A 24,802-nucleotide genomic window follows, 5' to 3' on the forward strand; every position below is an offset into this window, starting at 1 on the left:
GGTCCGCGGCTCAGTCGCCGCTGAACTCGCGCGTGAGCTCCGCGGAGCGGTCCGCCGAGGCGCGGGCCGCGGAGGCCACGAGAGCCTCGAAGCCGTTGTCCTGGAAGGTCGTGATGGCCCGGTCCGTGGTGCCCTTGGGGCTGGTGACCGCCTTGCGCAGCGCCGCGGGGTCGGCCTCCGCCGGGCGCAGCAGCTCCCCGGCGCCGGAGACGGTCTCCTTCGCGAGGACCCGCGCGACGTCCGCCGGCAGCCCCATCCGCTCCCCCGCCTGCTGCATGGCCTCGGCCAGCAGGAACACGTAGGCGGGCCCGGAGCCCGAGACGCCGGTCACGGCGTCCACCTGCTCCTCGGGGACCTCGACCACGGTGCCCACGGCCTCGAGCACCTGGCGCACGGCCTCCGTCTGCTCGGGGCCGGTGGCGGCCCCCGGGGTCACCGAGACCACCCCGCGGCCCACGCTGGAGGGTGTGTTCGGCATCGTGCGCACGACCGGCTGGCCGGCGGGGAGGGCGCGCTCGAGGGCGCCAACGGAGATCCCCGCCGCTACCGAGGCCACGACCGTGCCGGGGCGCAGGGCGGGGGCGATCTCGCGGGCGAGGTCGAGGATGCCGACGGGCTTGACGCCGAGCAGCACGACGTCCGCCTCACGGGCGGCCCGCCGGTTGGCCTCGGGATCGTCCCCGGTGACGTAGGGCCGCACGCCCGTCTCGTCCTCGAGCCGGCGGGCGCTCTCCGCGGAGCGGACGGTGGCCCGGACCTGCTCGACGGGCACGCCGGAGGCCAGCACCCCCCGCAGGATGGATCCGTTCATGGAGCCGCAGCCCAGGAAGGCGAGCACAGGGGTCATGGTCGGTGAGGTCCTCTCATCGGTGGGATCGGAAAGGTGGAATCGGAACGGTGGGAACAGGACGGTGGGAACGGCGCCGGCGGGCCGGGTGCGCCCGGGCCTCAGCCCCGGCTGCCGTCCGCGCCCTCCGTGCCGTCGGAGCCGCCGGCGCTCGGGGCGCCGTCGGAGCGGCTCGTGTGCCGGCGGGCGAACTCGAGGGACTCCGCGAGCCACTGGGTGCGCTCGTCGGCGTTCTTCGAGCGGCGGGTCGAGACCTCGACCCCGATGATGCCCTGCCACCGGGTGGAGGCGAGGAACTCGAGGGACTCGGCCACCGGCTGCACCCCGTGGCCGGGCAGCAGGTGCTCGTCCGCCGTGGTCTCCCCCGACCCGTCGGTCAGGTGGACGTGGCCCAGCCGGGGGCCCAGTTCCCGGATGGCGGCCAGGGAGTCCATCCGGGCGGTGGCGGCGTGCGAGAAGTCCCACGTCACCCAGTCGTAGTCCAGGCCCAGCGGGCTGTAGTGCGGGGCGTAGACCACGGTGTCGCGGCCGCGGACCCGCCAGGGGTACATGTTCTCCACGGAGATCTTCACGCCGGTGGCCTGGGAGACCACCCGCACCCCCTCCACGAAGTTCGCGGCGTACCGGCGCTGCCACCGGAAGGGCGGGTGGACCACGACGACCTCCGCGCCCACCTGCTCGGTGAGCGCGGCCGCCATCTGGATCTTGGTCCACGACTTGCCCCACACCTGCTGGGTCAGCAGCAGGGTCGGGGCGTGGATGGTCGAGATGGGGAGCTGGTGGCGCTGCACGAGGTCCTGCAGCTGGTGGGTGAGCTGGCTCATCCGCTCGTGCGTGACGAGCACCTCCACGCTGTCGTAGCCCAGCTCCACGGCCGCCTCGAAGGTCTCCGGCACCCCGAGCGGATAGAGGGAGCTGGTGGACAGCGCCACGTGCGGACGGTACGGCTCCGCGGCGGCGCCCTGCTGCTCGCTCATGCCGCACCCACCAGGTGCCGGGGGTCCACGGTGCGGACGTCGGAGTGGCTGCTCAGCTGGTCCAGGCGGCGCAGGATCAGTCCCTCGCGGAGCGCCCACGGGCAGATCCGGATCGACTCGACGCCGTAGGCGTCCATCGCCGACTCCGCCACCACGGCGCCGGCGAGGATCTGCCGGGCCCGCGCGGCGGAGACCCCCGGCAGCTCGGCGCGCTCCTCCGGGGACATGGCCTCCATCCGGCGGGTCCACAGCCGCAGGTCCTCGAGGTGGAGGGTGCGGGGCACGTACGGGCCCATCTCGTACGGCGCCGCGCCGCAGATCCGGGCCAGGGAGCGGAACGTCTTGGAGGTGCCGGCCACGCAGGTGGGCTCCCCGGCCGCGCGGACCCGGTCGACCGCGGGCCGGAGCTCCTGGCGCACGTGCTTGCGCAGGGCCTTCATCTCCTTCGGGGTCGCGACGTCCCCGGCGACGAAGGTGCGGGTGAGCCGCCCCGCGCCGAGCGGGACCGAGGTCGCCACGGTGGGCAGCGCGTTGTCCCCCAGGGCCATCTCGAAGGACCCGCCGCCGATGTCGAGGTCGAGAACGGTCCCCGCGCCCCAGCCGAACCAGCGGCGCACCGCGAAGAACGTCACGGCCGCCTCCTGGTCCCCGGCCAGCTCCGTGAGGGTCACGCCGGAGCGGGACTGCACGTGGTCCAGCACCTGCGCCCCGTTGCCGGCCTCGCGGATCGCGGAGGTCGCGAAGGCGAGGAAGTCCTCGGCCCGGTTGTCCACGGCGAAGTCCCGGGCCTCGACCACGAACGCGGTGAGGGCGTCCCGGCCGGCGTCGGAGATGTTGCCGTCGGCGTCGAGGTACTGCACCAGCCGCAGGGCGAGCTTGTGGGACGCGTACGGCTCGGGCCGGGAGCCCGGGTAGACGTCGAGCAGGAGGAGGTGGACGGTGTTCGACCCCACGTCGAGGACTCCGAGACGCATGCCGTGGTGCTCCTTCGAGTTCCGTGTCCGTCCCGCGCGTGCGGAGCGGATCAGCCCTTGGACCCGGCGCGGGCGGGCTTGGCCGCCGCGGGCTTCTTGGCCGTGCTCTTCTTCGCCGTGCTGCTCCTGGCCGTCGTCCCCTTGGTCGTCGTCCCCTTGGCCGTGGACCGGGCCGCCTTCTTCGGGGCGGGGCCCTGGGCGCGCTTCTCCGCGAGCAGCTGGCTGGCGCGCGCCGGCGTGATCTGCTCCACGGTCTCGCCGCGCGGGACCGTCACGTTGGTCTCGCCGTCGGTGATGTAGGGGCCGAAGCGCCCGTCCTTGATGACCATGGGCCGTTCCGTGATCTGGTCGGTGCCGAGGTCCGCGAGCGGAGGCTTGGCGGCGCCGCGGCCGCGCTGCTTGGGCTGGGCGTAGATCGCCAGGGCCTCCTCGAGGGTGACCGTGAACAGCTGCTCCTCGGACTGCAGGGAGCGCGAGTCGCCGCCCTTCTTCAGGTAGGGGCCGAAGCGGCCGTTCTGCACCGTGATCTCGTTGCCCTCGGCGTCCGTGCCCAGCGTGCGCGGCAGGGACAGGATCTTGAGCGCGTCCTCGAGGGTCACGTCCTGCAGCGTCATCGTGGAGAGCAGGGAGCCCGTGCGGGGCTTCTCCTTGACCGGCTTCTTCGGGGGCTTGGGCTTGCCGTTCTTGTAGTACTCGACGGGCTGGGCCGCGAGCTCCTCGGCGGTGGGCTCGGGGATCACCTCGGTGACGTAGGGCCCGTAGCGGCCGTCCTTGGCCACGATGGCGCGCCCGGTCACGGGGTCGCGGCCGAGCTCCCGGCCGTCGGCCTTGCCCGTCTCGATGAGCTCGCGCGCCTTGTCGGGCGTGAGCTCGTCGGGGGCGAGGTCCTCCGGCACGTTGGCCCGGATCGGGTCGGTGATCTCCCCGGTCTCCGGGTCGACGGCGCCGGCCACCTCCAGGTAGGGGCCGAACTTGCCGACCCGCAGGGTGATGTCCTCGGTCACGGGGATGGAGTTCACGGCGCGGGCGTCGATCTCGCCGAGGTCGTCGACGATGGGCTTGAGCCCGTTCTCGTGGCCCTGGGAGCCGAAGTAGAAGTCCTGCAGCCAGTCGGTGCTGTCCTCCTCGCCGCGGGCGATCCGGTCGAGGCCCTCCTCCATCTCCGCCGTGAAGTCGTAGTCCACGTAGTCGGAGAAGTGCTCCTCGAGCAGGCGCACCACGGAGAACGCGGTCCACGAGGGGATGAGCGCGGAGCCCCGCACGCGGACGTAGCCGCGGTCCATGATCGTGGAGATGGTCGCCGCGTAGGTCGAGGGCCGGCCGATGCCGAGCTCGTCGAGGACCTTCACGAGGGACGCCTCGGTGTAGCGCGGCGGCGGCGAGGTGCGGTGCCCGTCCGCCTCGACCTCGGTGGCGTCCAGGCGGTCGCCCTCCGCCATGCGCGGGAGCCGCTTGTCGCCGTCCTTGGCGCCGTCCTTGTCCGTGGCGGGGTCCTCGTCCCGGCCCTCCTCGTAGGCGGCCAGGAAGCCGCGGAACGTGATGACGGTGCCGGACGCGGAGAACTCGGCGTCCCGGCCGGCCGAGGACGTCGCCCCGAGCCGCACGGTCGCCGTCGACCCCTTGGCGTCGGCCATCTGGGAGGCCACGGTGCGCTTCCAGATCAGCTCGTAGAGCCGGAACGCGTCCGCGGAGAGCTCGCCGCGGACCTGGTTCGGGGCGCGGAAGGAGTCCCCCGCGGGGCGCACGGCCTCGTGCGCCTCCTGCGCGTTCTTCGACTTGGAGCTGTAGAGCCGCGGGGAGCCGGGCACGAAGTCGGCGCCGTAGAGCTCCGTGGCCTGGCGCCGGGCGGCCGTGACCGCCTGGTCGGACAGCGCCACGGAGTCGGTGCGCATGTAGGTGATGTAGCCGTTCTCGTACAGCTTCTGCGCCACCTGCATGGTGGTGCGGGAGGTGAAGCGCAGCTTGCGCGCCGCCTCCTGCTGCAGCGTGGAGGTGGTGAACGGGGCGGCCGGGCGGCGGGTGTAGGGCTTGGTCTCCAGCGACCGGACCGTGAACGCCGCGTCCTCGAGACCGGCGGCCAGTTCGCGGGCGGCCTGCTCGTCCAGGTGCGCGAGCTTGTCCGCGGCGCCCTTGAGCACGCCGTCGTCGCCGAAGTCGCGGCCGCCCGCCACCCGCTTGCCGTCCACGGAGGAGAGCCGGGCGCTGAAGGCGGTGCCGGCGTCCTCGCCGTCGGTGCGGGCGAAAGTCCCGCTGAGGTCCCAGTAGTCGGCGGGCACGAACGCCATGCGCTTGCGCTCCCGCTCCACGACCAGGCGGGTGGCCACGGACTGCACGCGCCCGGCGGACAGGCCCGAGGCGATCTTGCGCCACAGCACCGGGGAGATCTCGTAGCCGTAGAGCCGGTCCAGGATGCGCCGGGTCTCCTGCGCGTCGACCAGGTCCTGGTCGAGCTCGCGCAGCTCCCCGAAGGCCCGCTCGATGGCCTCGCGGGTGATCTCGGAGAAGGTCAGCCGGTAGACGGGGATCTTGGGCTTGAGCACCTCCAGGAGGTGCCACGCGATGGCCTCCCCCTCGCGGTCGCCGTCGGTGGCGAGGTAGAGGGCGTCCGCGTCCTTGAGCTTGCGCCGGAGCTCGGTGACCTTCTTCTTCTTGTCCGGGTTCACCACGTAGTACGGCTCGAAGCCGTGCTCCACGTCCACCGCGAACTTGCCGTAGGGACCCTTCTTGAGCTCCGCCGGCAGCTCCGAGGGCTGCGGGAGGTCGCGGATGTGCCCCATCGAGGACTCGACCTCGTAGGCGTCGCCGAGGTACCCGGCGATGGTCTTGACCTTGGAGGGGGACTCCACGATGAGCAGGCTCTTGCCCGTTCCCGGGCTCTGGGTGGCCTTCGTTGGCACGGTACTCCTTGCTGCGGTCCGCGGTGCCGCGGGCCGCGGCGCTGCTGGACGTCGGGTCGAACGGGCGGGCGTCGGCCCGCCGTTGCGCTCCACCATAACGCCTCACCGCCGTCAACCCCCGCGCGGCGGGGACCCGGAGGACATCGGCGTCCCCGGGCGGGCCGCGCGGGCCGCCCGGCCCGGGCGGCCCGGACCGGTCTCAGGAGGGGTAGCGCTCGGGCTCGTCGCCGATCGTGAACTCGCGGCCCGTGGCGTGCTCCACGTCGATGACCACGAAGTTGTACTTCAGCGTGGGCGCCCACGGCCTGAGCGGCAGCTCCTCCGCGGCGTCGATCTCGGCGCGCGTCTCGAGCCGGCGGGCCCGGCCGTGGACCACCACGGAGCGCACGACGTGCTCCTCCGAGACCTCGTCGATCTCGAACGCCACCTGGTCGTTGACGATGAGGCTCGAGAGCTTGGAGCCCTGGGCCGTGCGGAAGTACAGCTTGCGCTGGTGGACCACGTAGTTCACCGGGAAGATGTCCACGAGACCGGCGGCCTCGACGGCCAGCCGGCCGAAGGGGTGCTGCTCGAGGAGCTGCCAGACGGTGTCCTTGTCGAGGGTCTTGATGGGGTTCAGGTTGTCTCCGATGCTCATGCTCCCATCCTCCCACCCCCACCGTCGCGGCGCCGCCTGCTCATCCGCCCACAACATCGCTCAGGCGGCGGGCGGCACCGGCTCCTGCGGCACGAGGAAGCCGTCGAGCACGAGGTGCCGGACCTCCTCGGTCAGCCGCTGCCGCTCCTCGCCCGCCCAGTCCAGCAGGGCGGCGAGCGCCCCGAGGATCTGCCGGGCGCTCAGCTCGCCGTCGCAGGCCCCGGCGAAGCCCGCGGCCTCGCTCGAGAGCACCACGGTCCGGCGCAGCCCGGCCCCCTGCCGGAGCAGGATCACGCCGGGGTGCTCCGCGCCGGGGCGCTGGTGGCGCTCCTCGGTGACGTCCTCGGCGGCCACGAGGTGGGCGTCCAGCCAGTCCTGGGGGTGCGCGGCGAGCCAGTCGGCCCGTTCCCACGTGGCGGCGAGCGCGGGGGCGAGCGGCTGCTGGACCGGGTGGGGGACGTGCTCGAAGCGGCGGAGCGCGCCCCCGGGCCGGGCCCGGGACGGGCGGCGGAGGCGGATCATCCCGAAGCCCACGGCCTCGACGCCGCGGGCGGCGAAGTCGTCGAGATAGGCGCGGTAGGCGCGTTCGTAGTGCTCGAGGTCGCGGGACTCCGCCGCGTCCCGCAGCCACGTCTCGGCGTACTCCTCCGGGCCGGCCAGCTCCCGCTGGACGAACCAGGCGTCGACGCCCTCGGGCACCCACTGCTCGGGCCGCTGCGCCCAGCGCTCGGCGGCCGGCCGCGCGTCCCCGGGCGGCGGGGCGAGGACCTCCCAGTTGCCGAGCAGGTGGGCGGTGGCCCCGGGGGCCATGACCCCGGGCAGCCCCCGCACCAGGTCGGCCACGATCCGGTCCCCCGGCAGACCGCCGTCCCGGTAGGTGTAGCGGTCGAGCGGGGTCTCCCCGGCGGGGCGCGGTGTGATGACGAACGGCGGGTTGGACACCACGAGGTCGAACCGCTCACCGCGCACGGGCTCCAGGAGGGATCCCGCCCGCAGGCTCACGCGGTCCTCGAGCCGGTCGGGGTCGATCCCGAGCGCCTGCGCGTTGAGCAGCAGGTTGAACCGGGTGAAGCCCAGGGCCCGGTCCGAGACGTCGGTGGCGGTCACGTGCCCCGAGTGCGCGAGCAGGTGGAACGTCTGGATGCCGCACCCGGTCCCCAGGTCCAGCGCCCGCTCCACCCGGCGGCGGTCGGTCGTCTGGGCCAGCGTCAGGGAGGCCTGGCCGATGCCCAGCACGTGGTCGCGGCGCAGCACGCCGGGGCGCTGGGACTCCCCCAGGTCGCTCGCCACGTACAGCTCCGTCCCGTCGTCGGAGGCGTGGGGGCGCAGGTCCACGGTGGAGCGCAGCCCGCCCTCCGTCTCCTCGGCGAGGCCCAGGCCCACGAGCTGCTCCGGGCGCACCGGGGCGGGCGCGAGCGTCTCCACGGGGACGGTGCGGCCGAGCAGGAAGAGCGAGACGACCCCGGCGAGGCCCCGGTCCGGGTGCCCGGGCGTGCGGAGGGCCGGCTCGAGGACCCGCAGGGCGGGCACCGCCTGGTCCCGTGCGAGCGCGTCCATGGCGGCCTCCCCCAGCAGCTCCGCCACGCGGTCGTGGGTGAAGCCCGTCCGGCGGAGGGCGTCGTGCAGCTCGGCCGGCGCCCGCGGGTCGTCGGAGACGGGGGTCCCCGGGACCCGGGAGAAGGCCGGCGCCGCCGAGGGGCCGGGGGCGGCGGGCCTCATGCGGCCCCCGTCGGCACGGGCACGGGCGCCGTGGCGGTGCGGGAGGCGGCCGGGGTTCCGTCGCCGGGCACGGGTGCGGGGGCGGGTGCGACGGCGACCGGGGCGCCGTCGCCGGCCCCCGGTGGCGTGGCGGTGCCGCACCCGGCCGGGCAGGTGAGCCGCGGCCGCTCCTCGAGGCAGGCCGGGCACGCGAGCACGAGGGCGCGGCAGGTGCCGTCCGCGCAGTTGACGAAGCGGTTCGCGGGGCCGGCGCACCGGTCGCAGCGCCCGATCGTGACCGCGGCCGGGGTGAACCGCACGTGCATGCGCCGGTCGAAGACGTACAGGGACCCCTCCCACAGCCCCCGGTCCCCGCGCTCGCGGCCGTACTCGGCGATGCCGCCGTCGAGCTGGTAGACCTCCTGGAAGCCGCGGTTGCGCATCAGTGCGGAGAGCACCTCGCACCGGATCCCGCCGGTGCAGTAGGTGACCACGGGCCGGGTCTTGAGGTGGTCGTACTTCCCGGAGTCCAGCTCGGCCACGAAGTCGCGGGTGTGCGCCACGTCCGGGACCACGGCCCCGCGGAAGCGCCCGATCCGGGCCTCGTGGGCGTTGCGCCCGTCGAAGAACACGACGTCCTCGCCGCGGCGGGCCACGAGCTCGTCCACGGCGTCGGGCGCCAGGCGGGTGCCGCCGCCGACCACGCCGTGCTCGTCGACCTCGAGCTCGCCGGGCGCGCCGAAGGACACGAGCTCGTTCCGGACCTTGACCGACAGCCGCGGGAAGTCCTCGGCCGAGCCGTCCGACCACTTGAACACCGTGTCCCGGAGACCGGGGTGGGAGCGGGTGGTGCGGGCGTACTGCTTGAGCGCCCCGACCTCACCGCCCACGGTGGCGTTGAGCCCGTGCGGGGAGACGATGATCCGCCCGCGCAGGCCCAGCCCCTCGCACAGGGCGCGCTGCCAGAGCATCACGGCCGTGGGGTCGGGGAGCGGGGTGAAGACGTAGTGCAGGACGATCCGGTGCTGTGCCACGGGTCCAGGCTACAAGCGCGGCGGGGCGTCCGGCGCCGAGCGGTCCGGGCGCCGGGTCAGTGGCCCAGGTGGAACACGCGGCCGGTGACCTTCGTGGGGGCCACCTCCACGTACTCGAGCTTGGTGGTCCCGACCCACGGCCGCAGCGGCAGCTCGTCCACCCGGTCGGTCTCCTCCGGGTCGGTCAGCTGGCGGGCCGTGCCGCGCACGATCACGGACCAGGCCTCCCCGCCCTGTGCCTGGTCGACCTGCACGGCGACGTGCTCGTTGAGCGCCAGGTGCAGCAGCTTGGTGCCCTTGGCGGTGCGGAAGTAGATCTTCCCGTCGTCGGCCACGAGGTTGATGGGGGTGATCTCGATCTCGTCGCCGTCCATGGTGGCGATCCGGCCGAAGCGTGCGCTGTAGAGGTGCTCCCAGCACTGCTCCGGGGTCAGCTCCGTGACCGGCGGCCGGTGCGCCCGGGCCTCCTTGTCGGGATTGTGCCCGGAGATGTTCATGGGGTTGCTCATGCGGTCATTCTGGCACGGGGCCTCCGCGGGCGTGACCCGTGTCATGTTCGTGACCGGGGCCCGGTCCGGGACGGGCGGACGCCCCGGCCGGGGTGACCGGCCGGGGCGTCCGCCATCGTCAGCGCTTCCGGAGCGTTCAGCGGCCGGAGGCGGTGCCCGCCCCCTGCAGCCGCTCCAGATCGGCCGCCTCGGTGCGGGTGGTGTGCAGGTCGTCGATCTGGCCCAGGGTCCTGTCCTTGGTCTCCTTGGCCGTCAGGGCGGCGGCCACGGCGACCAGGCAGGCGCCGGTGACGAACCCCGCCACGCCCAGCCAGTTGTCCCCCTCGGCCCCGGCCAGGGAGCTGGCCAGGACGGGGGCGAAGCCGCCGGAGATCGCGAAGCCGATCTGGGTGCCCAGGGCCAGCCCCGTCACGCGCACCCGGGTGGGGAACATCTCCGCGTAGAAGGAGGGCCAGATGCCGTTGGCCATGGAGTAGAAGAAGCCGGACATGACGGCGCCGAGGAGGAAGATCAGCGTCCAGTTCCCGGCGTGGACGGCGGCCAGGTAGGGATACATCATCGCGGCCGCGCCGGCCGCCCCGGTGATGAACACCGGCTTGCGCCCGACCCGGTCGGCGACCGTGGCCGCCACGGGGATCACGAGCAGGGCCACGGCGTTGGCGATGACGGAGACCCAGAGCATGGTCGAGCGGTCCAGGCCCACCACGGAGGTGGCGAAGGACAGCGACCACACCAGGAAGACCACGTTGACGGTGTTGATCATCGCGGCCGCGGCCACGCGCAGCACCGCGGTCTTGTGGTGCTTGAACATCAGGGCGAGGGGGGTGGCCGGCTTCTCGCCGGGCAGCACGGCCCGGGCCTGCTCGAAGGCGGGCGGCTCCTCCAGGTGGCGGCGGATCAGATAGGCCACGACCACCACGACGGCGGAGAGCCAGAACGGGACCCGCCAGCCCCAGCTGAACAGCTGCTCCTCGGTGAGCACGAGCGTGAAGGGGATGAAGACGGCGGTGGCGAGGAGGGTGCCGAACTGGGTGCCCTGCAGCGTCCAGCTCGTGGTGAAGGCCCGCCGGTGCTCCTCGGAGTGCTCCAGCGAGACCGAGATCGCGCTGGCCTGCTCGCCGGAGGCCGACAGCCCCTGGATGACACGGCAGGTCACGAGCAGGGCCGGGGCCAGCAGCCCGGCCTGGTCGTAGGTCGGCAGGCAGCCGACGGCGAAGGTGCCGGCGCCCATCATGAACAGGGTCAGCATCAGCACGAACTTGCGCCCGAACCGGTCGCCGAGGGGGCCCATGATGAGGGCCCCCAGGGGCCGGACGACATAGGCGACGCCCACGGTGCCCATCGACAGCAGGATCGCCACCCCGGGGGACGTGTCGGCCGGGAAGAACAGGTGGTTGAGCACCAGGGCGGCGGCCGTCCCGTAGACGGCGAAGTCGTAGTACTCCAGGGCGGAGCCGATCCAGCTGGCCAGGGCCGCCTTCTTCGGGGTCTTGCCGTGGGTCGCGGCCGCGGCCGGTGGAGGAGCGTTGTGCATGGGAGGTCCTTCGCTGAGGGCACCCCGGACGGCGGGGGCACGGGACGTGAGCGGAGCTGGAGAGAGGTGCACCGGCGGGTGGACGGGTTCGCGAGGAGCCCGGCCGGCCGGACCGTTGCCATATGCTGGCAACTGTGTTTATATCTTGAACACAAGGATGATCCAGATCACACTGCACGTCAAGAGTGCGCCCTGCGATGACGCCGGCCCCGGACCCAGTGGGCCCGGGGCCGAGGAGCAGTGACGCGGTGCCACCGACGTCGTCCTGCGGAGGATCCGCGCCTCACCGCACCCGACCGGCACCCTCCCCCGGCACGACGACGAAGACGTCCGGCGCCCGGTGACCCCGGTCCGCGAAGGCCTCGGCGACCGCGTTCCCGACCTGCTCCGCCCGCGCCGCGGGCACGAGGGCGATCGCGGAGCCGCCGAAGCCCCCGCCGGTCATCCGTGCGCCGGCGGCCCCGGCGGCCAGGGCCGCGTCGACGGCGAGGTCGAGCTCGGGGCAGGAGATCTCGTAGTCGTCCCGCATCGAGGCGTGGGAGGCGACCAGCAGCTCCCCGATGCCCCGGACGTCCCCGGCCTGCAGCCGCCGGACCGTCTCCAGGACCCGGCGGTTCTCGCTGAGCACGTGCCGGACCCGGCGGGCGGTCTCCTCGTCCAGTCCGCTCAGGTCGGTCCCGTCCGGGACGTCGCGCAGGGAGACCGCTCCGAGGGCGGCGGCCCCGCGCTCGCAGGAGGCGCGCCGGGCGGCGTAGCCGCCGTCGGCGTGGGAGTGGGCGACCTTCGTGTCGACCACCAGGACGGCGAGCCCGTGCCGGGCCACCGGCAGCGGCACGAGCTCGGCCTCCTGGGTGCGGCAGTCCAGGAACAGCGCCGCGCCGGCCCGGCCGCGCAGGGAGGCCGACTGGTCCATGATCCCGGTCGGGGCGCCGACGAACTCGTTCTCCGCCCGCTGCGTCAGCCGCGCCATCGCCGGCCGGTCCAGATCCAGTCCGAGCAGGTCGTTCAGGGCCACGATCGTGGCGACCTCCACGGCGTGCGAGGAGGACAGGCCCGCGCCCACGGGGACGGTCGAGTCCAGCAGCAGCTCGAACCCGGGCACCTCCACCCCGTCGAGGCCGGCGAGCACGTGCACCACGCCGGCCGGGTACGCCCCCCAGCCGCCGACCGCCCCGGGGGCGAGCCCGGGGATCCGGAACCGGGCCCGGGACAGCCCCCCGCCGTCGGGGGCGTACGTGGAGGCCAGGTCGACGACGTCGTGCCGGATCGCGTCCTCGCCCTGCCCGGTCCGCCGCCCCTGCTCCGCGTCCCGGCGCAGCCGGACGGCGACCATCGCCGAGCGGTCGATGGCGAAGGGCAGCACGAAGCCGTCGTTGTAGTCGGTGTGCTCCCCGATGAGGTTCACCCGTCCCGGGGCACGCCACACCCCGTCCGGGGCGTGGCCGTACACCTCGGTGAAGCGGCGGGAGAGCTCCTCCGCCCGGGCGGCGTCGTCCTGGCCTGCCTGCCGAGCGGCCGGCTGGGGGGTGTGCTGTCCGGTCATCGTGCGGCCTCCCTCAGGCGTGCGGCGGTCTGCTCGGCGGTGACGTCGTTGATGAACGCCCCCATGGCGGCCTCGGAGCCGGCCAGGAACTTCAGCTTGTCCTCGGCCCGGCGCGGGCTGGTGAGCTGCAGGTGCAACCGGCCGGCCTCCCGGTCCGCCGCATTCACGGGGGTCTGGTGCCAGGCGGCGATGTAGGGGGTCGGCGTGTCGTAGAGCCGGTCCACGCGCTGGACCAGGTCCTGGTACACCACCGCCAGCTCGTCCCGCTCGGCCCCGGTCAGCGCGGCCAGGTCCGGGACGCGGCGGTGCGGGACCAGGTGGACCTCCAGCGGCCACCGCGCGGCGTAGGGCACATAGGCCGAGAAGTGCTCGCCCGCCAGCACCATCCGGTCCCCCGCGGCGGTCTCGTCGGCCAGGACCTCGCCCATCAGCGTCCGCCCCGTGGCCTCGAGGTGCGCCCGGGAGCGGGCCGCGAGCCGCGCCGCGTGCGGGGCCGGATAGGGGTAGGCGTAGATCTGCCCGTGCGGGTGGTGCAGGGTCACCCCGATCTGCTCACCCCGGTTCTCGAACGGGAATACGTGCCGGACCCCGGCCATGGCCGAGAGCGCCTCGGTGCGCTGGGCCCAGGCCTCCACCACGGTGCGCGCCCGCTCGGAGGACAGGGACGCGAAGGAGCCCTGGTGCTCCGGGGTGAACACCACCACCTCGCACCGCCCCACGGCCGGGGACGGGACGCCCCACAGGGACCGCTCCCCCACCTGCCGCGGGTCCGGCAGCTCGGCCAGCTCCGGGCCCAGCGAGGGGAAGCGGTTCTCGAAGACGACGACGTCGAAGTCCTCCGCCGGGATCTCCGACTCGCGCCCACCCACGCTCGGGCACAGCGGGCACTGGTCGGCCGGGGGCAGGTAGGTGCGCGCCTGCCGGTGGGCGGCCACCGCCACCCACTCCCCCGTCAGCCGGTCGAAGCGCACCTCACCGCCGCCGGAGCGGGCGTCCAGGGGCCGGCGGTCCACCACGTGCTCCACGGGCGGGGTGCCGCGGTCGGAGAAGAACACGGCCTCCCGCCCGTCGGCGAGGTGGTGGGTCCGGTGCGCGAACAGCGGCGCGGCGGCGCGCTCGGCGGGGGCGGGAGAGGTCATCGGACGGGCTCCAGTCGCAGGTCGGGGACGTGCTGGCTCAGGGTCTCGCGGTCGGCGGCGCCCAGACCGTCGTCGGTCACGACCGTGTCGACCTCGTCGAGACCGGCGATGCGGTGGAGCCCGGACAGGCCCCACTTCGTGGAGTCGGCCAGCACCACGCTGCGGTCGCAGCGCTCCAGGAAGAGGCGGTTGATATCGGCCTCCATCATGTTCGGAGTGGTCAGCCCGTCGCGCTCGGACAGCCCGTGCACGCCCAGGAAGGCCAGGTCCACGTGCAGGGTGCGCAGGGCCGCGGTGGCCAGCGGGCCCACCAGGGCGTCCGAGGGGGTGCGCACCCCGCCCAGCAGGACCACCGTCTGTCCCGTGGCGGGCGCGTCCTGGAGCACGTCGGCGATCCGCGGGGAGTTCGTCACCACCGTGATGTCGCTGACGCGGCGCAGGGCGCGGGCCAGCGCGAAGGTGGTGGTCCCGGAGTTCAGCGAGACGGACATGCCCGGTCGCACCATCGCCTCGGCGGCGGCGGCGATGGCCGCCTTCTCCGGCAGCTGCAGCTCGGACTTGTGCGTGAATCCGGGCTCGGCCGCGGAGGATCCCGCCGGCAGCTTCGCCCCGCCGTGGACCTTCTGCAGCTCCCCGTCCCGAGCCAGCCGGTCCAGGTCCCGGCGCACCGTCATGTCGGACACGCCCAGCTCGGCGACCAGGTCCGCGACCCGCACCGCACCGGAGGCGCGCACGCGGTCGAGGATCTCCCGCCGTCGGCGGTCGGGGAGCATCTCGGTCATGGGGCCTCCTGGCTCGGCTGGGGTCCGTCGAGACCCCGGATCGGTGACATGCCCCACAATACAAACATCGTGGTGTTCTTTTCAACAGGGTTGATGTTTGATTCTGTCGCTTCTACTATGACGTGAACCACATCGATCCACCACTGCGATCGAGTGCCCGAACCCACCACCCCGATCAGCGCCCAGGAGCCGACATGACTGCTGCGACCCTCGAGCCGACCACCGCCCTCGATCCCACCGGACCGTGCCGGGTCCACCTCACGAGCGGGGGTGTGTCGGTCCTGGTCGACCTCTCCGAGGCCCAGCTGCCCTCCGTGGTGCACTGGGGCGCCGCACTGCCCGGCCTCGACGCCGAGGAGGCCGCCGTGCTCGTCGAGGCCGCGGTGGCCCACCGCACGGCCAACGGGCAGGACCTGCCGATGCGCCCGGACGTGCTCGGGAGTCTGCACACCGGCTGGAGCGGCCGGCCAGGACTGGCGGGTGACCGGGACGGCACCGCGTGGACCCCGCTGCTGCACCTCACGGAGGCCCGGCTGGATCCGGTGGAACCGCAGGAGGTCCTCGCCGACGGCGCCCTGGTGAGCGCCGGCGCGGCCCGCCTGCTCGTGACGGCGGAGGACACCGGCGCAGGCCTGCGCGTGGCGATCGAGCTGGAGCTCACGCCCTCGGGCCTGCTGCGGGCCCGCGCCACGCTGACGAACACCGCCCCGGGTCCCTACCGCGTCCAGGAGCTGGGCCTCGTGCTCCCCCTGCCCACCCACGCGAAGGAGATCCTGGACTTCGCAGGGCACTGGGGCAAGGAACGGACCCCCCAGCGGCGCGAGCTCACCGTGGGCACGCACCTCCGGGAAGGACGCAAGGGCCGCACCGGCGCCGACGCCGCCTACGTCCTGTCCGTGGGCGAACCGGGCTTCGGCTTCGCCGACGGCGAGGTCTGGGGCCTGCACACCGGGTTCTCCGGCAACCACCGCACGTGGGCGGAACGGCTCTACGACGGCCAGCAGGTGCTGGGCGGCTCCGAGCTGCTGCTGCCGGGCGAGGTCTCGCTCGGACAGGGCGAGAGCTACACCACCCCGTGGCTGTACGGCGTGTACGGGCGGGGGCTGGACGAGCAGGCCGGGCGCTTCCACGACTGGCTCCGGGCCCGCCCCCAGCACCCCGCCCGGCCCCGTCCGGTGACGCTGAACGTGTGGGAGGCCGTCTACTTCGACCACCGCCTCGAGAAGCTCTCTACCCTGGCCGACCGGGCGGCCGCCGCCGGCGTGGAGCGCTACGTGCTCGACGACGGGTGGTTCGGCGCCCGCCGCGACGACAACGCCGGACTGGGCGACTGGGTGGTCTCCCCCGAGGTGTGGCCGCAGGGCCTGTCCCCGCTGATCGACCACGTCAACGACCTCGGCATGGAGTTCGGCCTGTGGTTCGAGCCCGAGATGGTCAACCCCGACTCCGATGTGGCCCGCGCCCACCCCGAGTGGATCATGGGCCCCGGCGGGCGCCTGCCCATCGAGTCCCGCCGGCAGCAGGTGCTCGATCTGGGTGTGCCGGAGGCCTACGCGCACGTGCGCGACCAGATGGTGGCTCTCCTGGACGAGTACCCGATCGCCTACCTCAAGTGGGACCACAACCGCGACCTGCTCGAGGCCGGCACCCACCCCGACGGACGCCCCGGGGTGCACGCCCAGACCCTGGCGACCTACCGGTTGATGGCCGAGCTCAAGGAGCGGTTCCCGGACCTGGAGATCGAGTCCTGCTCCTCCGGCGGCGCCCGGGTCGACCTCGGGGTCTTGGAGCACACCGACAGGGTGTGGACCTCCGACGACATCGATCCCTTCGAGCGCCAGCAGATGCACCGGTGGACCCAGCAGCTCATCCCGGCCGAACTCATGGGCGCCCACGTCGCCTCCGGCGCCTCGCACACCACCGGGCGCATGCACACCCTGCACTTCCGCGCCGGCACCGCCGTGTGGGGCCACCTCGGCATCGAGTGGGACCTCACCCAGGCCACCGAACAGGAATCGGCCGAGCTCGCCGAGTGGGTCGCCTTCCACAAGGACCACCGCGGTCTGCTCCACTCGGGCCGGATGGTCCGCCTGGACGCCTTCGACCCCGCGCTGCGGATCCACGGGGTCGTCAGCGCCGACCGCTCGGAAGCGCTGTTCGCCGTCGTCGGCGCCGCCCTGCCCGACGTCGAACCCGTGGGCCGGTTCCGCCTGCGCGGCCTGGACCCCGAGCTCCGCTACCGGGTGCGCGACGTCACCCCCGGCGCGGACCCGCACGGGTTCCGCCGCCCGCCGTGGTGGCCGACCGAGAGGAGCGTGGTCCTGTCCGGCCGGGCGCTGCAGACCGTGGGCGTGCACGCCCCCTGGCTGGCCCCGGACACCCTGCGCGTCCTGCGGCTCGAGGCCCAGGATCCCACCCAGCCCGCTCCCCAGGATTGAGGTAGCCCCATGTCCACGACCACTCGTTCCCGCCGACCGGACACGCCGGTCGTTCCGGGCCAGGCCGGCGGTGCACGCCGGCGGGGCCGGCAGGACACCCGGATCGCGATGCTGTTCATCGCCCCGGCCCTCCTCGGCTTCCTCGTCTTCCTCGCCTGGCCCACCGTGCGGGGCATCTGGCTGAGCTTCACCAGCTTCAACCTGCTCACCCCGTCCGAGTTCGTGGGCCTGGCCAACTACCGACGCCTCGTGCAGGACCCCATCTTCTGGGACTCGCTGCTGGTCACGGTGGAGTACGTCCTGCTGAACATCGGGATCCAGACCACGTTCGCCCTGCTCATCGCGCTGATGATGCACCACCTCACCCAGTCCACCTTCCTGCGCGGGGTGGTGCTCGCCCCCTACCTGGTCTCCAACGTGGTCGCCGCGATCGTGTGGCTGTGGATCCTCGACACCCAGTTCGGGGTGGCCAACCAGGTCATCTCGTGGGTGGGGCTGGACCGGATCGGCTTCCTCTCCGACGAGACCTGGGCCATTCCCACGATCGCGCTGATCAACGTGTGGCGGCACATGGGCTACACCGCCCTGCTGATCTTCGCGGGTCTGCAGACCCTGCCCCAGACCGTCTACGAGGCGGCGCGCATCGACGGGGCCGGTGAGGTCCGGACCTTCTTCACCATCACCCTGCCCCTGCTGCGCCCCATCCTGGCGCTGGTGCTCATCATGACGGTCATCGGGTCCTTCCAGGTCTTCGACACCGTCGCCGTGACGACCGCCGGTGGGCCGGCCAACGCCACCAACGTGCTCCAGCTCTACATCTACGACATGGCCTTCGGCCGCTTCCAGTTCGGCTACGCCTCGGCGATGTCCGTGGCCCTGCTCGTGGTCCTGGCCGTCATCACCTTCCTCCAGTTCCGTCTGACCCGCGCCGGGTCCACGGACCTGGCCTGATCCCGAGGAGCTCCGATGAACCCGACCCCAGCCCCAGCGCAACCCGGAAGCGCCGCGCCCAGTTCCACGGGCGCCGCCGCGCCCGTGACCGCGGCCCCGGCGGACACCCCCGCCCCCGCCCGCCGCCGGATCACCCCCGGCAGGCTGCTCGCCTGGGCCTTCCTGATCGCCGTCGTCCTCGTCACACTGTTCCCCTTCTACTGGATGCTGCGCACCGCGCTGTCCACGAATCCCGGGCTGCAGGCGGATCCCTCCTCCTGGTTGCCCCCGGAGTTCACCTGGGGCGCCTTCGAACGCGTGCTGGGGATGCAGTCCACCGAGGAGGCCCTCGCCGAGGGCGGCTCCGGCACGTCGCTGAACTTCTGGCGCTACCTGCTGAACTCCGTGGTGGTGGCCACGCTCATCACCGCGGGCCAGCTGCTGTTCTCGGCCATGGCCGCCTACGCCTTCTCCCGGCTGCGGTGGCCCGGGCGGGACCGGATGTTCGCCCTGTTCCTCGCCGGACTCATGGTGCCGGCCATCTTCACCCTGCTGCCCAACTTCGTGCTCATCAAGGAGCTGGGACTGGTGGACTCCATGCTGGGCATCGCCCTGCCGACGATGTTCATGACCCCGTTCGCGGTGTTCTTCCTGCGGCAGTTCTTCATGAACGTCCCCGCGGAGATCGAGGAGGCCGCCCTGCTGGACGGCGTCTCCAAGGTCGGGGTGTTCTTCCGGGTGATTCTGCCCATGTCCGCGGCGCCGATGGCGACCCTGGGCATCCTCACGTACATGACGGCCTGGAACGACTACTTCTGGCCGCTGATGGTCTCCTACACGGACGCCTCCCGCGTCCTCACGGTGGCCCTGGGCGTCTTCCGGGCGCAGTCCCCGCAGACCGGCACCGACTGGGCGGGTCTGATGGCCGCCACCCTCATCGCCGCGCTGCCGATGATCCTGCTCTTCGCGGTCTTCGCCAAGCGCGTCGTCAACTCCATCGGCTTCAGCGGCATCAAGTAGGAGCTCACCATGACACGCAACCCCGCACTCTCCCACCGTCCCCGGCGCACGCCACGCACCCGCACGCGCCTGGCCCTGGCCGTCTCCACCGTCCCGCTGCTCGCCCTCACCGGGTGCGGGGCGGACCCGGACGCCGAGGCCACGGCCACCGGCGTCGTCGACTACTGGATGTGGGACACCAACCAGCTGCCCGCCTACCAGAAGTGCGCCGAGATGTTCGAGACCGAGCACCCGGACCAGGACGTGCGCATCACCCAGACCGGGTGGGGCGACTACTGGACGAAGCTCACGGCCGGGTTCATCGCCGACACCGGCCCGGACGTGTTCACCAACCACGTGTCCAAGTACCCGCAGTTCGCCGAGCTCGAGGTCCTGGCCCCGCTGGAGGAGCACCCTGCCACCGCGGCGCTGGACCCCGAGGACTACCAGGACGGCCTCGTGGACCTGTGGACCGGCCCGGACGGCCACCAGTACGGCGCGCCCAAGGACTGGGACACCGTCGCCGCCTTCTACAACGAAGAGCTGCTCGCCGAGGCGGGCCTGACCCCCGCGGACCTCGAGGGCTGGAGCTGGAACCCCGAGGACGGCGGCAGCTTCGAGGACCTCGTGGCGCACCTGACCGTGGACGAGAACGGCGTCCGCGGCGACGAACCGGGCTTCGACAAGGACCACGTCGCCGTCTACGGCCTGGGCATCTCCGAGGCCGGCGGGAGCACCGCCGGCCAGGGACAGTGGTCGGCGTTCGCCGCCTCCAACGGCTGGCGGGTCACGAACGAGCCGCTGTGGGGAGACCACTACAACCTGGACGACCCCTCGCTGCACGAGACCCTCGACTGGTACTTCGGTCTGTCCGACAAGGGGTACATGCCCGACTACGGGCAGTTCAACGCGGCCGAGGGCGTCAACGCCCAGCTGGCCTCGGGATCGGCGGCCATGGTCCTGGACGGGGCCTGGATGATCAGCACTTACGCCGGCATCGAGGACTTCCCCGTGGGCACCGCCCGCACACCCGTGGGACCCGACGGCACCGCCACGACCATGCTGAACGGGCTGGCCGACTCGATCGTCAAGGACACCGACAACCCCGAGGGGGCGGCCCAGTGGGCGGCGTTCATGGGCTCGGCCCAGTGCCAGCAGGAGGTCGCCCGCGCCGGTGTCGTCTTCCCCTCCCGCCAGGACGCCACGCCCCTCGCCGCGGAGGCCTACCGGCAGATGGGCATCGACCCCGAGCCGTTCATCGCCCCGGTCCAGGAGGGCAACACCGTCTACTTCCCCGTCACGAAGTTCGGCGCAGACGTCTCGGCCCTGATGACCCCGGCACTGGAGGACATCTACGCGAACCGGGTGCCCGCATCCGTCCTGGCGGAGACGAACGAAGCCATCAACGTCCTCTTCGAGACCGACGAGACCGACGACTCCTGACCCGAGCCGCTCCGGGACCTCTCCTCCCGGTGCGGAGCCCTTCCCGACCACGACGACCCCCGACCCGGAGCACCGAGACCCATGCATCCCTGCACCACCGGCAGCACCGCCGATGCCCGAGTGGACCCGTGGTGGTTCACCCACCCCGACGGATCCCGCGGGTCGTTGCCCCCGCGGGCGCACCTCACCTCCGACCGGCCGGAGCTCTCTCTGGCGGGCGCGTGGGACTTCCGCTGGTTCCCCTCGGCGTCCGACGCCGTCTCGGCCTGCCCCGACCCGACAGCACCGGACACCGCCTGGCCGGACCGGATCCCCGTCCCCGGCCACTGGGTGCTCGAGCACCTCGACGGGGACCGGCGGTTCGGCACCCCCTGGTACACCAACGTCGTCTACCCCTTCCCCGTGGACCCGCCGCACGTCCCGGACGCCAACCCGACGGGCGACCACCGCACGCGCTTCGTGCTCGCCGATCTCACCGGCGGCGCGAGGACGGACCTGCGTGCCGTGCTGCTGCGCTTCGAGGGCGTCGAGTCGGCCTTCCGGGTGTGGGTGAACGGACGGTGGGCCGGCCAGGCGATGGGCTCCCGGCTCACCCACGAGTTCGACGTCACCGACCTCGTCCGGGACGGGGAGAACACCGTGGTGGTGCGGGTCCACCAGTTCAGCGCGGGGTCCTACCTCGAGGACCAGGACCAGTGGTGGCTGCCCGGCATCTTCCGCGACGTTCGCGTGCTCGGCGAGCTGCACGGCGGGATCGACGACGTCCACCTCACCGCGGACCGGGACCCGGCCACCGGTGAGGGCGTCCTGGGCTGCCGGATCACGGCCCCCGCGGACGCGTTCCCGGTGCAGGTGGAGATCCCGGAGCTCGGCCTTTCCACCACCGTGGACGGCCCCGACCGGGTGGAGCTGCCCGTCGGGGTCGTGCGCGCCTGGACCGCCGAGGACCCGCACCTCTACGACGTCGCCCTGCGCGCCCAGGGACAGCTCGTCACCCACCGCGCCGGATTCCGCCGCGTCGCCATCTCCACCGACGGCGTCCTGCAGGTCGACGGCGCCCCGGTGCGCTTCCGCGGCGTCAACCGGCACGAGTTCCACCCGCGCCGGGGCCGCGCCGTGGATGCCGATTTCACCCGCGACGAGTACCGCCTCATGCAGGGGAACCACGTCAACGCGGTGCGCACCAGCCACTATCCACCGGCGCACCACGCCCTCGACCTGGCCGACGAGATGGGGCTGTGGGTCGTCCTCGAGGGCGACCTCGAGACCCACGGCTTCGTGCAGCAGGGCTGGGCGCGCAACCCCTCGGACGACCCTGCCTGGCGAGGGGCCTACCTCGACCGCACGGCCCGGATGTGGCACCGGGACAAGAACCACGCGAGCGTGGTGATGCTGTCCCTCGGCAACGAGTCGGGCACCGGCGCGAACCTCGCGGCCGCCGCCGACTGGCTGCGCCGGCACGACGACCGCCCCGTGCACTACGAGGGCGACCACGACGCCGCGTACACCGACGTCTACTCCCGCATGTACCCGGCGCCGCGCGAGACCCGCAGCATCGCCGCCGGCGAGCCCGTGCCCTCCACGGACGCTGCCGGGTCAAACCGGATCGCCCGGATGCCGTTCGTGCTGTGCGAGTACGCCCACGCCATGGGCACCGGCCCCGGTGGCCTGGCCGACTACGAGGAGATCTTCCGGACCCACCCCCGCGCGTGCGGCGGTTTCGTCTGGGAGTGGAAGGACCACGGCATCACCACCGTCACACCCGACGGCTCCCCGGTGCTCGCCTACGGCGGCGACTTCGGGGAGCCCCTGCACGACGGCAGCTTCGTGCTCGACGGACTGTGCACCGCCGACGGCCTCCCCGGCCCGGGACTGCTCGAGTACGCGGCGGTGATCGACCCGCTGCGCCTCGAGCTCGACCCCGGGCACGCGGTGGTCGGCAACGGGTACGACCACACCGTGCTCACAGGCCTGCGGCTGCACTGGACGCTGCGCGGCACCGCTGTGGAGACGCTCAGGACGGGCACGGTGGAGGCGGGCGACCTGCCGCCCCGCCGCAGCAGCCGCGTGCCCCTGCCCGTGGCCCCTGGACCCGGGCAGCACCTCGAGGTCACCGTGGAGGCCCGCGGTCCTGTGGCCGGGTCACGACGGCGTGACGCCCAGCTCACCGGCCCGCCGGCCGTCGCCTCCGGGACACCAGGGCCGGCCGCGACGGCACCGTCCGGGGTCCGCGGTCCCGTGCTCTGCGTTTTCCGCGCGCCCACGGACAACGACGCCGGCACCATCGAGCCGACCCGCGAACTGTGGCGGCCGTCCCCGGACGGGGACGACACGGACTGGCACGGCTACACCGGGACCGACCCCCGCGACGCCACGGCGACGCCGGGCATCGTGGTCTCCACGGCCCGGCGATGGCTGGACCACGGTCTGCACCGTCTCCAGCCGCGCACTCTGCCCCACGATTCCGGCGCGCCGGCGGGCACGGTCCGCACCCTGTGGGCCGCACCGGGCACCGATCTGCGCACCGCGCCGTTCGTGCTCACCCACCGCTGGAGCGCCACGGACCGCCCCGGCGCCCGGCGCCTGGAACTGTCCTGGCAGCTCCCCGAACTGGACGTCCCCCTCGCGCGGGTGGGCTGTGTCCTGTCCCTGCCCGTGGATCCCGACGGGGAGGTGAAGTTCGACGGCGACGGCCCGCACCAGTCCTATCCCGATGCCTGCGCCGCCGCGCGGTACGGCACGCACCGCCTTCCGGCCCGGGGCCTGGCCGATCCCGGCGCCCGCCCGCAGGCCTCGGGCAACCGCGCCCGCGCGCACCGGCTCAGCATTCCACTGGCCGACGGCACCCGCCTGCGGCTGCAGACCCTGAGCACCGAACTGGACGGAGCGCCCGCTCCCCGGGGGTTGCAGTGGACGCTCACTCCATACCGGGATGAGGAGCTCATGGCTGCGGCCCACCCGCACGAGCTGCCGGACACCGCCGGACGCGACTGGTTCCTGCACCTCGACGTCGGCCACCACGGTCTCGGCAGCCGCTCCTGCGGCGTCGACGTCGCACGCTCGGCGCGGCTGCACGCCCGCAGCGCCCGGCTCGACCTGGTCCTCGAGCCCGAGGCACCCGACACCGTGCGGAGACGGCCTGCCCGGTGAGCACGCTGCGGGGCCTCGCGACAGTCCTCGGGCGCGCCGGGGACGGCGGACCTCGGCCGCCACCTGAGCCTCAGCGGCCGGCGAGCTCCAGGTCCAGGGCGTGGCGCTCCACGTGGTCCAGGGCCAGACGGACTGCCCCCACGGAGACCACCGATTCCCCGAGCACCGAGACCGCCACCCGCGGGGGCGTGGCGGTGAAGCGGGGCAGCAGGTCCTCGATCCGTCCCAGCAGCGCGCCCGCGGACTCGGCCACGGCACCGGCGATGACCACCAGTTCCGGGTCGAAGAGCGTGCCCAGCAGGCCGATGACCCGCGCGAGCCGCTCGGCGAGGCGATCGAGGATCTGCTGCGCGACCTCGTCGCCGCCCGCGGCGGCACGGAACACCGCCTCCGCCTCGACGGCCCCGGACGGCCCGGCCAGCTCCCGGAGCGCGGTCTCCGGCGCCCCGGGCCGCACCGCCTCGGCACCCCACGCCCGACACAGCGCGGCGATGCCGTCCGGGCTGCCGACCCCTTCGACCAGGGTCAGGCTGCCGAGCTCGCCCGCCGCGCCGGAGCGGCCGTGCAGGAGACGGCCGGCCTCCATCACCCCGGTGCCGATCCGCTCCCCCGCCAGCATCACCACGAGGTCGTCCACCCCGGCAGCAGCCCCGCGCCAGCGCTCGGCCATCGCCGCGAGGTTGGCGTCGTTGGCCAGCAGGGCGGGCCACCCGCGGCGCTCTTCCAGCCGGGTCTCGAGCCCGAGGTCGAAGGCCGCCCAGAACGGCTGGCCGTGGGAGATCCTGCCGCCGCGGTCAACGGGCGCGGCGATCCCCACCGCGGCGGCCAGCACCGACCCCGGGACGACGGACGCGTCCGCGAGCGCGCCGTCGACGGCGTCGTCCACGGTGGCCAGGCGCCGTGCCGGGGCGGGGTCGGCGAAGGCACGGGTCGTGCGCCCCAGGACGCGGCCCCGCAGGTCCGCCACCACGGCGGTGGTCTTGGCCTCGCCGACGTCCACGCCCACCACGAAGCCCGCCCGGTCCCGGAACCGGAAGCGGCGGGCGGGCCGGCCGACCTGGGCGTCGGAGGCCCCCTCGAGCTCCTCGATCCAGCCCATCCGCAGCAGGTCGTCGCACACGGCGATGACGGTGGTGCGCACCAGGCCGGTGGCGGCGATGAGCTCCGTGACGGTGACGACGCCCGCCTCGCGCATCACCTCCAGGACCGCGACCGTGTTGGTCCGGCGCAGCAGCTGCGGCGATGTTCCCGTACGACCCACCTGAACCCCT

The 24,802-nt window shown here is 73.4% G+C and carries 18 protein-coding genes; 5 read left to right on the top strand and 13 right to left on the bottom strand.

Features of this window, described 5'->3' with window-relative positions; translation table 11 throughout:
• Window positions 1–10: 10 nt before the first annotated feature.
• From proC to RF640_RS04510, 12 genes are all read right to left on the bottom strand, one after another.
• Entirely contained in the window at window positions 11–847 is an 837-nt protein-coding gene (proC, locus tag RF640_RS04455) for a pyrroline-5-carboxylate reductase (RefSeq protein ID WP_031282523.1), read from the bottom strand.
• A gap of 101 nt (window positions 848–948) precedes the next feature.
• On the bottom strand, window positions 949–1,824 hold the full coding sequence (locus RF640_RS04460) for a sugar phosphate isomerase/epimerase family protein (RefSeq protein WP_368826744.1): 876 nt from the start codon (window positions 1,822–1,824) through the stop codon (window positions 949–951).
• Window positions 1,821–2,798, bottom strand: coding sequence for a Ppx/GppA phosphatase family protein (locus RF640_RS04465; RefSeq protein WP_035925036.1), 978 nt, complete (start codon window positions 2,796–2,798; stop codon window positions 1,821–1,823). The genes RF640_RS04460 and RF640_RS04465 overlap by 4 nt, the downstream gene beginning before the upstream one ends.
• Before the next feature lie 50 nt (window positions 2,799–2,848).
• On the bottom strand, window positions 2,849–5,695 hold the full coding sequence (gene topA / locus RF640_RS04470; RefSeq protein WP_035925040.1) for a type I DNA topoisomerase: 2,847 nt from the start codon (window positions 5,693–5,695) through the stop codon (window positions 2,849–2,851).
• A 199-nt stretch (window positions 5,696–5,894) separates the two neighbouring features.
• Window positions 5,895–6,332 carry a pyridoxamine 5'-phosphate oxidase family protein gene (locus RF640_RS04475; protein ID WP_017832495.1) on the bottom strand — a complete coding sequence of 146 codons (438 nt, stop codon included), beginning with the start codon at window positions 6,330–6,332 and terminating at the stop codon, window positions 5,895–5,897.
• 60 nt (window positions 6,333–6,392) lie between these two features.
• Window positions 6,393–8,051 carry a methyltransferase gene (locus tag RF640_RS04480; RefSeq protein ID WP_368826747.1) on the bottom strand — a complete coding sequence of 553 codons (1,659 nt, stop codon included), beginning with the start codon at window positions 8,049–8,051 and terminating at the stop codon, window positions 6,393–6,395.
• Complete coding sequence (locus RF640_RS04485; RefSeq protein ID WP_368826749.1) at window positions 8,048–9,064, bottom strand: rhodanese-related sulfurtransferase; 1,017 nt, start codon at window positions 9,062–9,064, stop codon at window positions 8,048–8,050. Before RF640_RS04485 ends, RF640_RS04480 begins: the two co-directional genes overlap by 4 nt.
• Before the next feature lie 56 nt (window positions 9,065–9,120).
• Window positions 9,121–9,573: a pyridoxamine 5'-phosphate oxidase family protein gene (locus tag RF640_RS04490; protein ID WP_368826751.1), complete on the bottom strand. Its 453-nt coding sequence runs from the start codon at window positions 9,571–9,573 to the stop codon at window positions 9,121–9,123.
• A 136-nt stretch (window positions 9,574–9,709) separates the two neighbouring features.
• Window positions 9,710–11,107, bottom strand: coding sequence for an MFS transporter (locus RF640_RS04495; protein ID WP_126350315.1), 1,398 nt, complete (start codon window positions 11,105–11,107; stop codon window positions 9,710–9,712).
• Window positions 11,108–11,390: 283 nt separating this feature from the next.
• The gene (gene galK / locus RF640_RS04500) at window positions 11,391–12,650 is read right to left on the bottom strand and encodes a galactokinase (protein WP_368826753.1); all 1,260 of its coding nucleotides are present in this window, start codon (window positions 12,648–12,650) and stop codon (window positions 11,391–11,393) included.
• Complete coding sequence (gene galT / locus RF640_RS04505) at window positions 12,647–13,789, bottom strand: galactose-1-phosphate uridylyltransferase (RefSeq protein ID WP_251355430.1); 1,143 nt, start codon at window positions 13,787–13,789, stop codon at window positions 12,647–12,649. Before galT ends, galK begins: the two co-directional genes overlap by 4 nt.
• The gene (locus RF640_RS04510) at window positions 13,786–14,571 is read right to left on the bottom strand and encodes a DeoR/GlpR family DNA-binding transcription regulator (RefSeq protein WP_368826755.1); all 786 of its coding nucleotides are present in this window, start codon (window positions 14,569–14,571) and stop codon (window positions 13,786–13,788) included. Before RF640_RS04510 ends, galT begins: the two co-directional genes overlap by 4 nt.
• Window positions 14,572–14,765: 194 nt before the next feature.
• Here RF640_RS04510 and RF640_RS04515 point away from each other — a divergent pair, with 194 nt between their 5' ends.
• The 5 genes from RF640_RS04515 (at window position 14,766) to RF640_RS04535 (ending at window position 23,531) form a co-directional block, all read left to right on the top strand.
• Window positions 14,766–17,009: an alpha-galactosidase gene (locus tag RF640_RS04515; RefSeq protein WP_368826757.1), complete on the top strand. Its 2,244-nt coding sequence runs from the start codon at window positions 14,766–14,768 to the stop codon at window positions 17,007–17,009.
• Window positions 17,010–17,018: 9 nt separating this feature from the next.
• Window positions 17,019–17,960, top strand: a complete 942-nt coding sequence (locus RF640_RS04520; protein WP_035925052.1) for a carbohydrate ABC transporter permease — start codon at window positions 17,019–17,021, stop codon at window positions 17,958–17,960.
• A 15-nt stretch (window positions 17,961–17,975) separates the two neighbouring features.
• A complete protein-coding gene (locus RF640_RS04525) occupies window positions 17,976–18,959 on the top strand; it encodes a carbohydrate ABC transporter permease (RefSeq protein WP_081994276.1) in 984 nt (327 codons plus the stop codon).
• Window positions 18,960–18,968: 9 nt separating this feature from the next.
• Entirely contained in the window at window positions 18,969–20,381 is a 1,413-nt protein-coding gene (locus RF640_RS04530; protein WP_368826760.1) for a sugar ABC transporter substrate-binding protein, read from the top strand.
• Window positions 20,382–20,462: 81 nt separating this feature from the next.
• Window positions 20,463–23,531, top strand: a complete 3,069-nt coding sequence (locus RF640_RS04535) for a glycoside hydrolase family 2 TIM barrel-domain containing protein (protein ID WP_368826762.1) — start codon at window positions 20,463–20,465, stop codon at window positions 23,529–23,531.
• A gap of 70 nt (window positions 23,532–23,601) precedes the next feature.
• Here RF640_RS04535 and RF640_RS04540 read toward each other — a convergent pair whose 3' ends face one another.
• Complete coding sequence (locus tag RF640_RS04540) at window positions 23,602–24,792, bottom strand: ROK family protein (protein WP_368826764.1); 1,191 nt, start codon at window positions 24,790–24,792, stop codon at window positions 23,602–23,604.
• Window positions 24,793–24,802: the final 10 nt, after the last annotated feature.

Origin of the sequence: Kocuria sp. CPCC 205231, assembly GCF_040980965.1 — a bacterium.
Lineage (GTDB): Bacteria > Actinomycetota > Actinomycetes > Actinomycetales > Micrococcaceae > Kocuria > Kocuria rosea.

Excerpts from the sequence above, each read along its gene's own strand:
- RF640_RS04510 (WP_368826755.1), bottom strand. The coding sequence starts at position 14,571 with ATGACCGAGATGCTCCCCGACCGCCGACGGCGGGAGATCCTCGACCGC.
- galK (WP_368826753.1), bottom strand. The coding sequence starts at position 12,650 with ATGACCGGACAGCACACCCCCCAGCCGGCCGCTCGGCAGGCAGGCCAG.
- galT (WP_251355430.1), bottom strand. The coding sequence starts at position 13,789 with ATGACCTCTCCCGCCCCCGCCGAGCGCGCCGCCGCGCCGCTGTTCGCG.
- RF640_RS04465 (WP_035925036.1), bottom strand. The coding sequence starts at position 2,798 with ATGCGTCTCGGAGTCCTCGACGTGGGGTCGAACACCGTCCACCTCCTC.
- RF640_RS04535 (WP_368826762.1), top strand. The coding sequence starts at position 20,463 with ATGCATCCCTGCACCACCGGCAGCACCGCCGATGCCCGAGTGGACCCG.
- RF640_RS04530 (WP_368826760.1), top strand. The coding sequence starts at position 18,969 with ATGACACGCAACCCCGCACTCTCCCACCGTCCCCGGCGCACGCCACGC.
- RF640_RS04525 (WP_081994276.1), top strand. The coding sequence starts at position 17,976 with ATGAACCCGACCCCAGCCCCAGCGCAACCCGGAAGCGCCGCGCCCAGT.
- RF640_RS04515 (WP_368826757.1), top strand. The coding sequence starts at position 14,766 with ATGACTGCTGCGACCCTCGAGCCGACCACCGCCCTCGATCCCACCGGA.
- RF640_RS04480 (WP_368826747.1), bottom strand. The coding sequence starts at position 8,051 with ATGAGGCCCGCCGCCCCCGGCCCCTCGGCGGCGCCGGCCTTCTCCCGG.
- RF640_RS04490 (WP_368826751.1), bottom strand. The coding sequence starts at position 9,573 with ATGAGCAACCCCATGAACATCTCCGGGCACAATCCCGACAAGGAGGCC.
- proC (WP_031282523.1), bottom strand. The coding sequence starts at position 847 with ATGACCCCTGTGCTCGCCTTCCTGGGCTGCGGCTCCATGAACGGATCC.
- RF640_RS04475 (WP_017832495.1), bottom strand. The coding sequence starts at position 6,332 with ATGAGCATCGGAGACAACCTGAACCCCATCAAGACCCTCGACAAGGAC.
- RF640_RS04520 (WP_035925052.1), top strand. The coding sequence starts at position 17,019 with ATGTCCACGACCACTCGTTCCCGCCGACCGGACACGCCGGTCGTTCCG.
- RF640_RS04460 (WP_368826744.1), bottom strand. The coding sequence starts at position 1,824 with ATGAGCGAGCAGCAGGGCGCCGCCGCGGAGCCGTACCGTCCGCACGTG.
- RF640_RS04495 (WP_126350315.1), bottom strand. The coding sequence starts at position 11,107 with ATGCACAACGCTCCTCCACCGGCCGCGGCCGCGACCCACGGCAAGACC.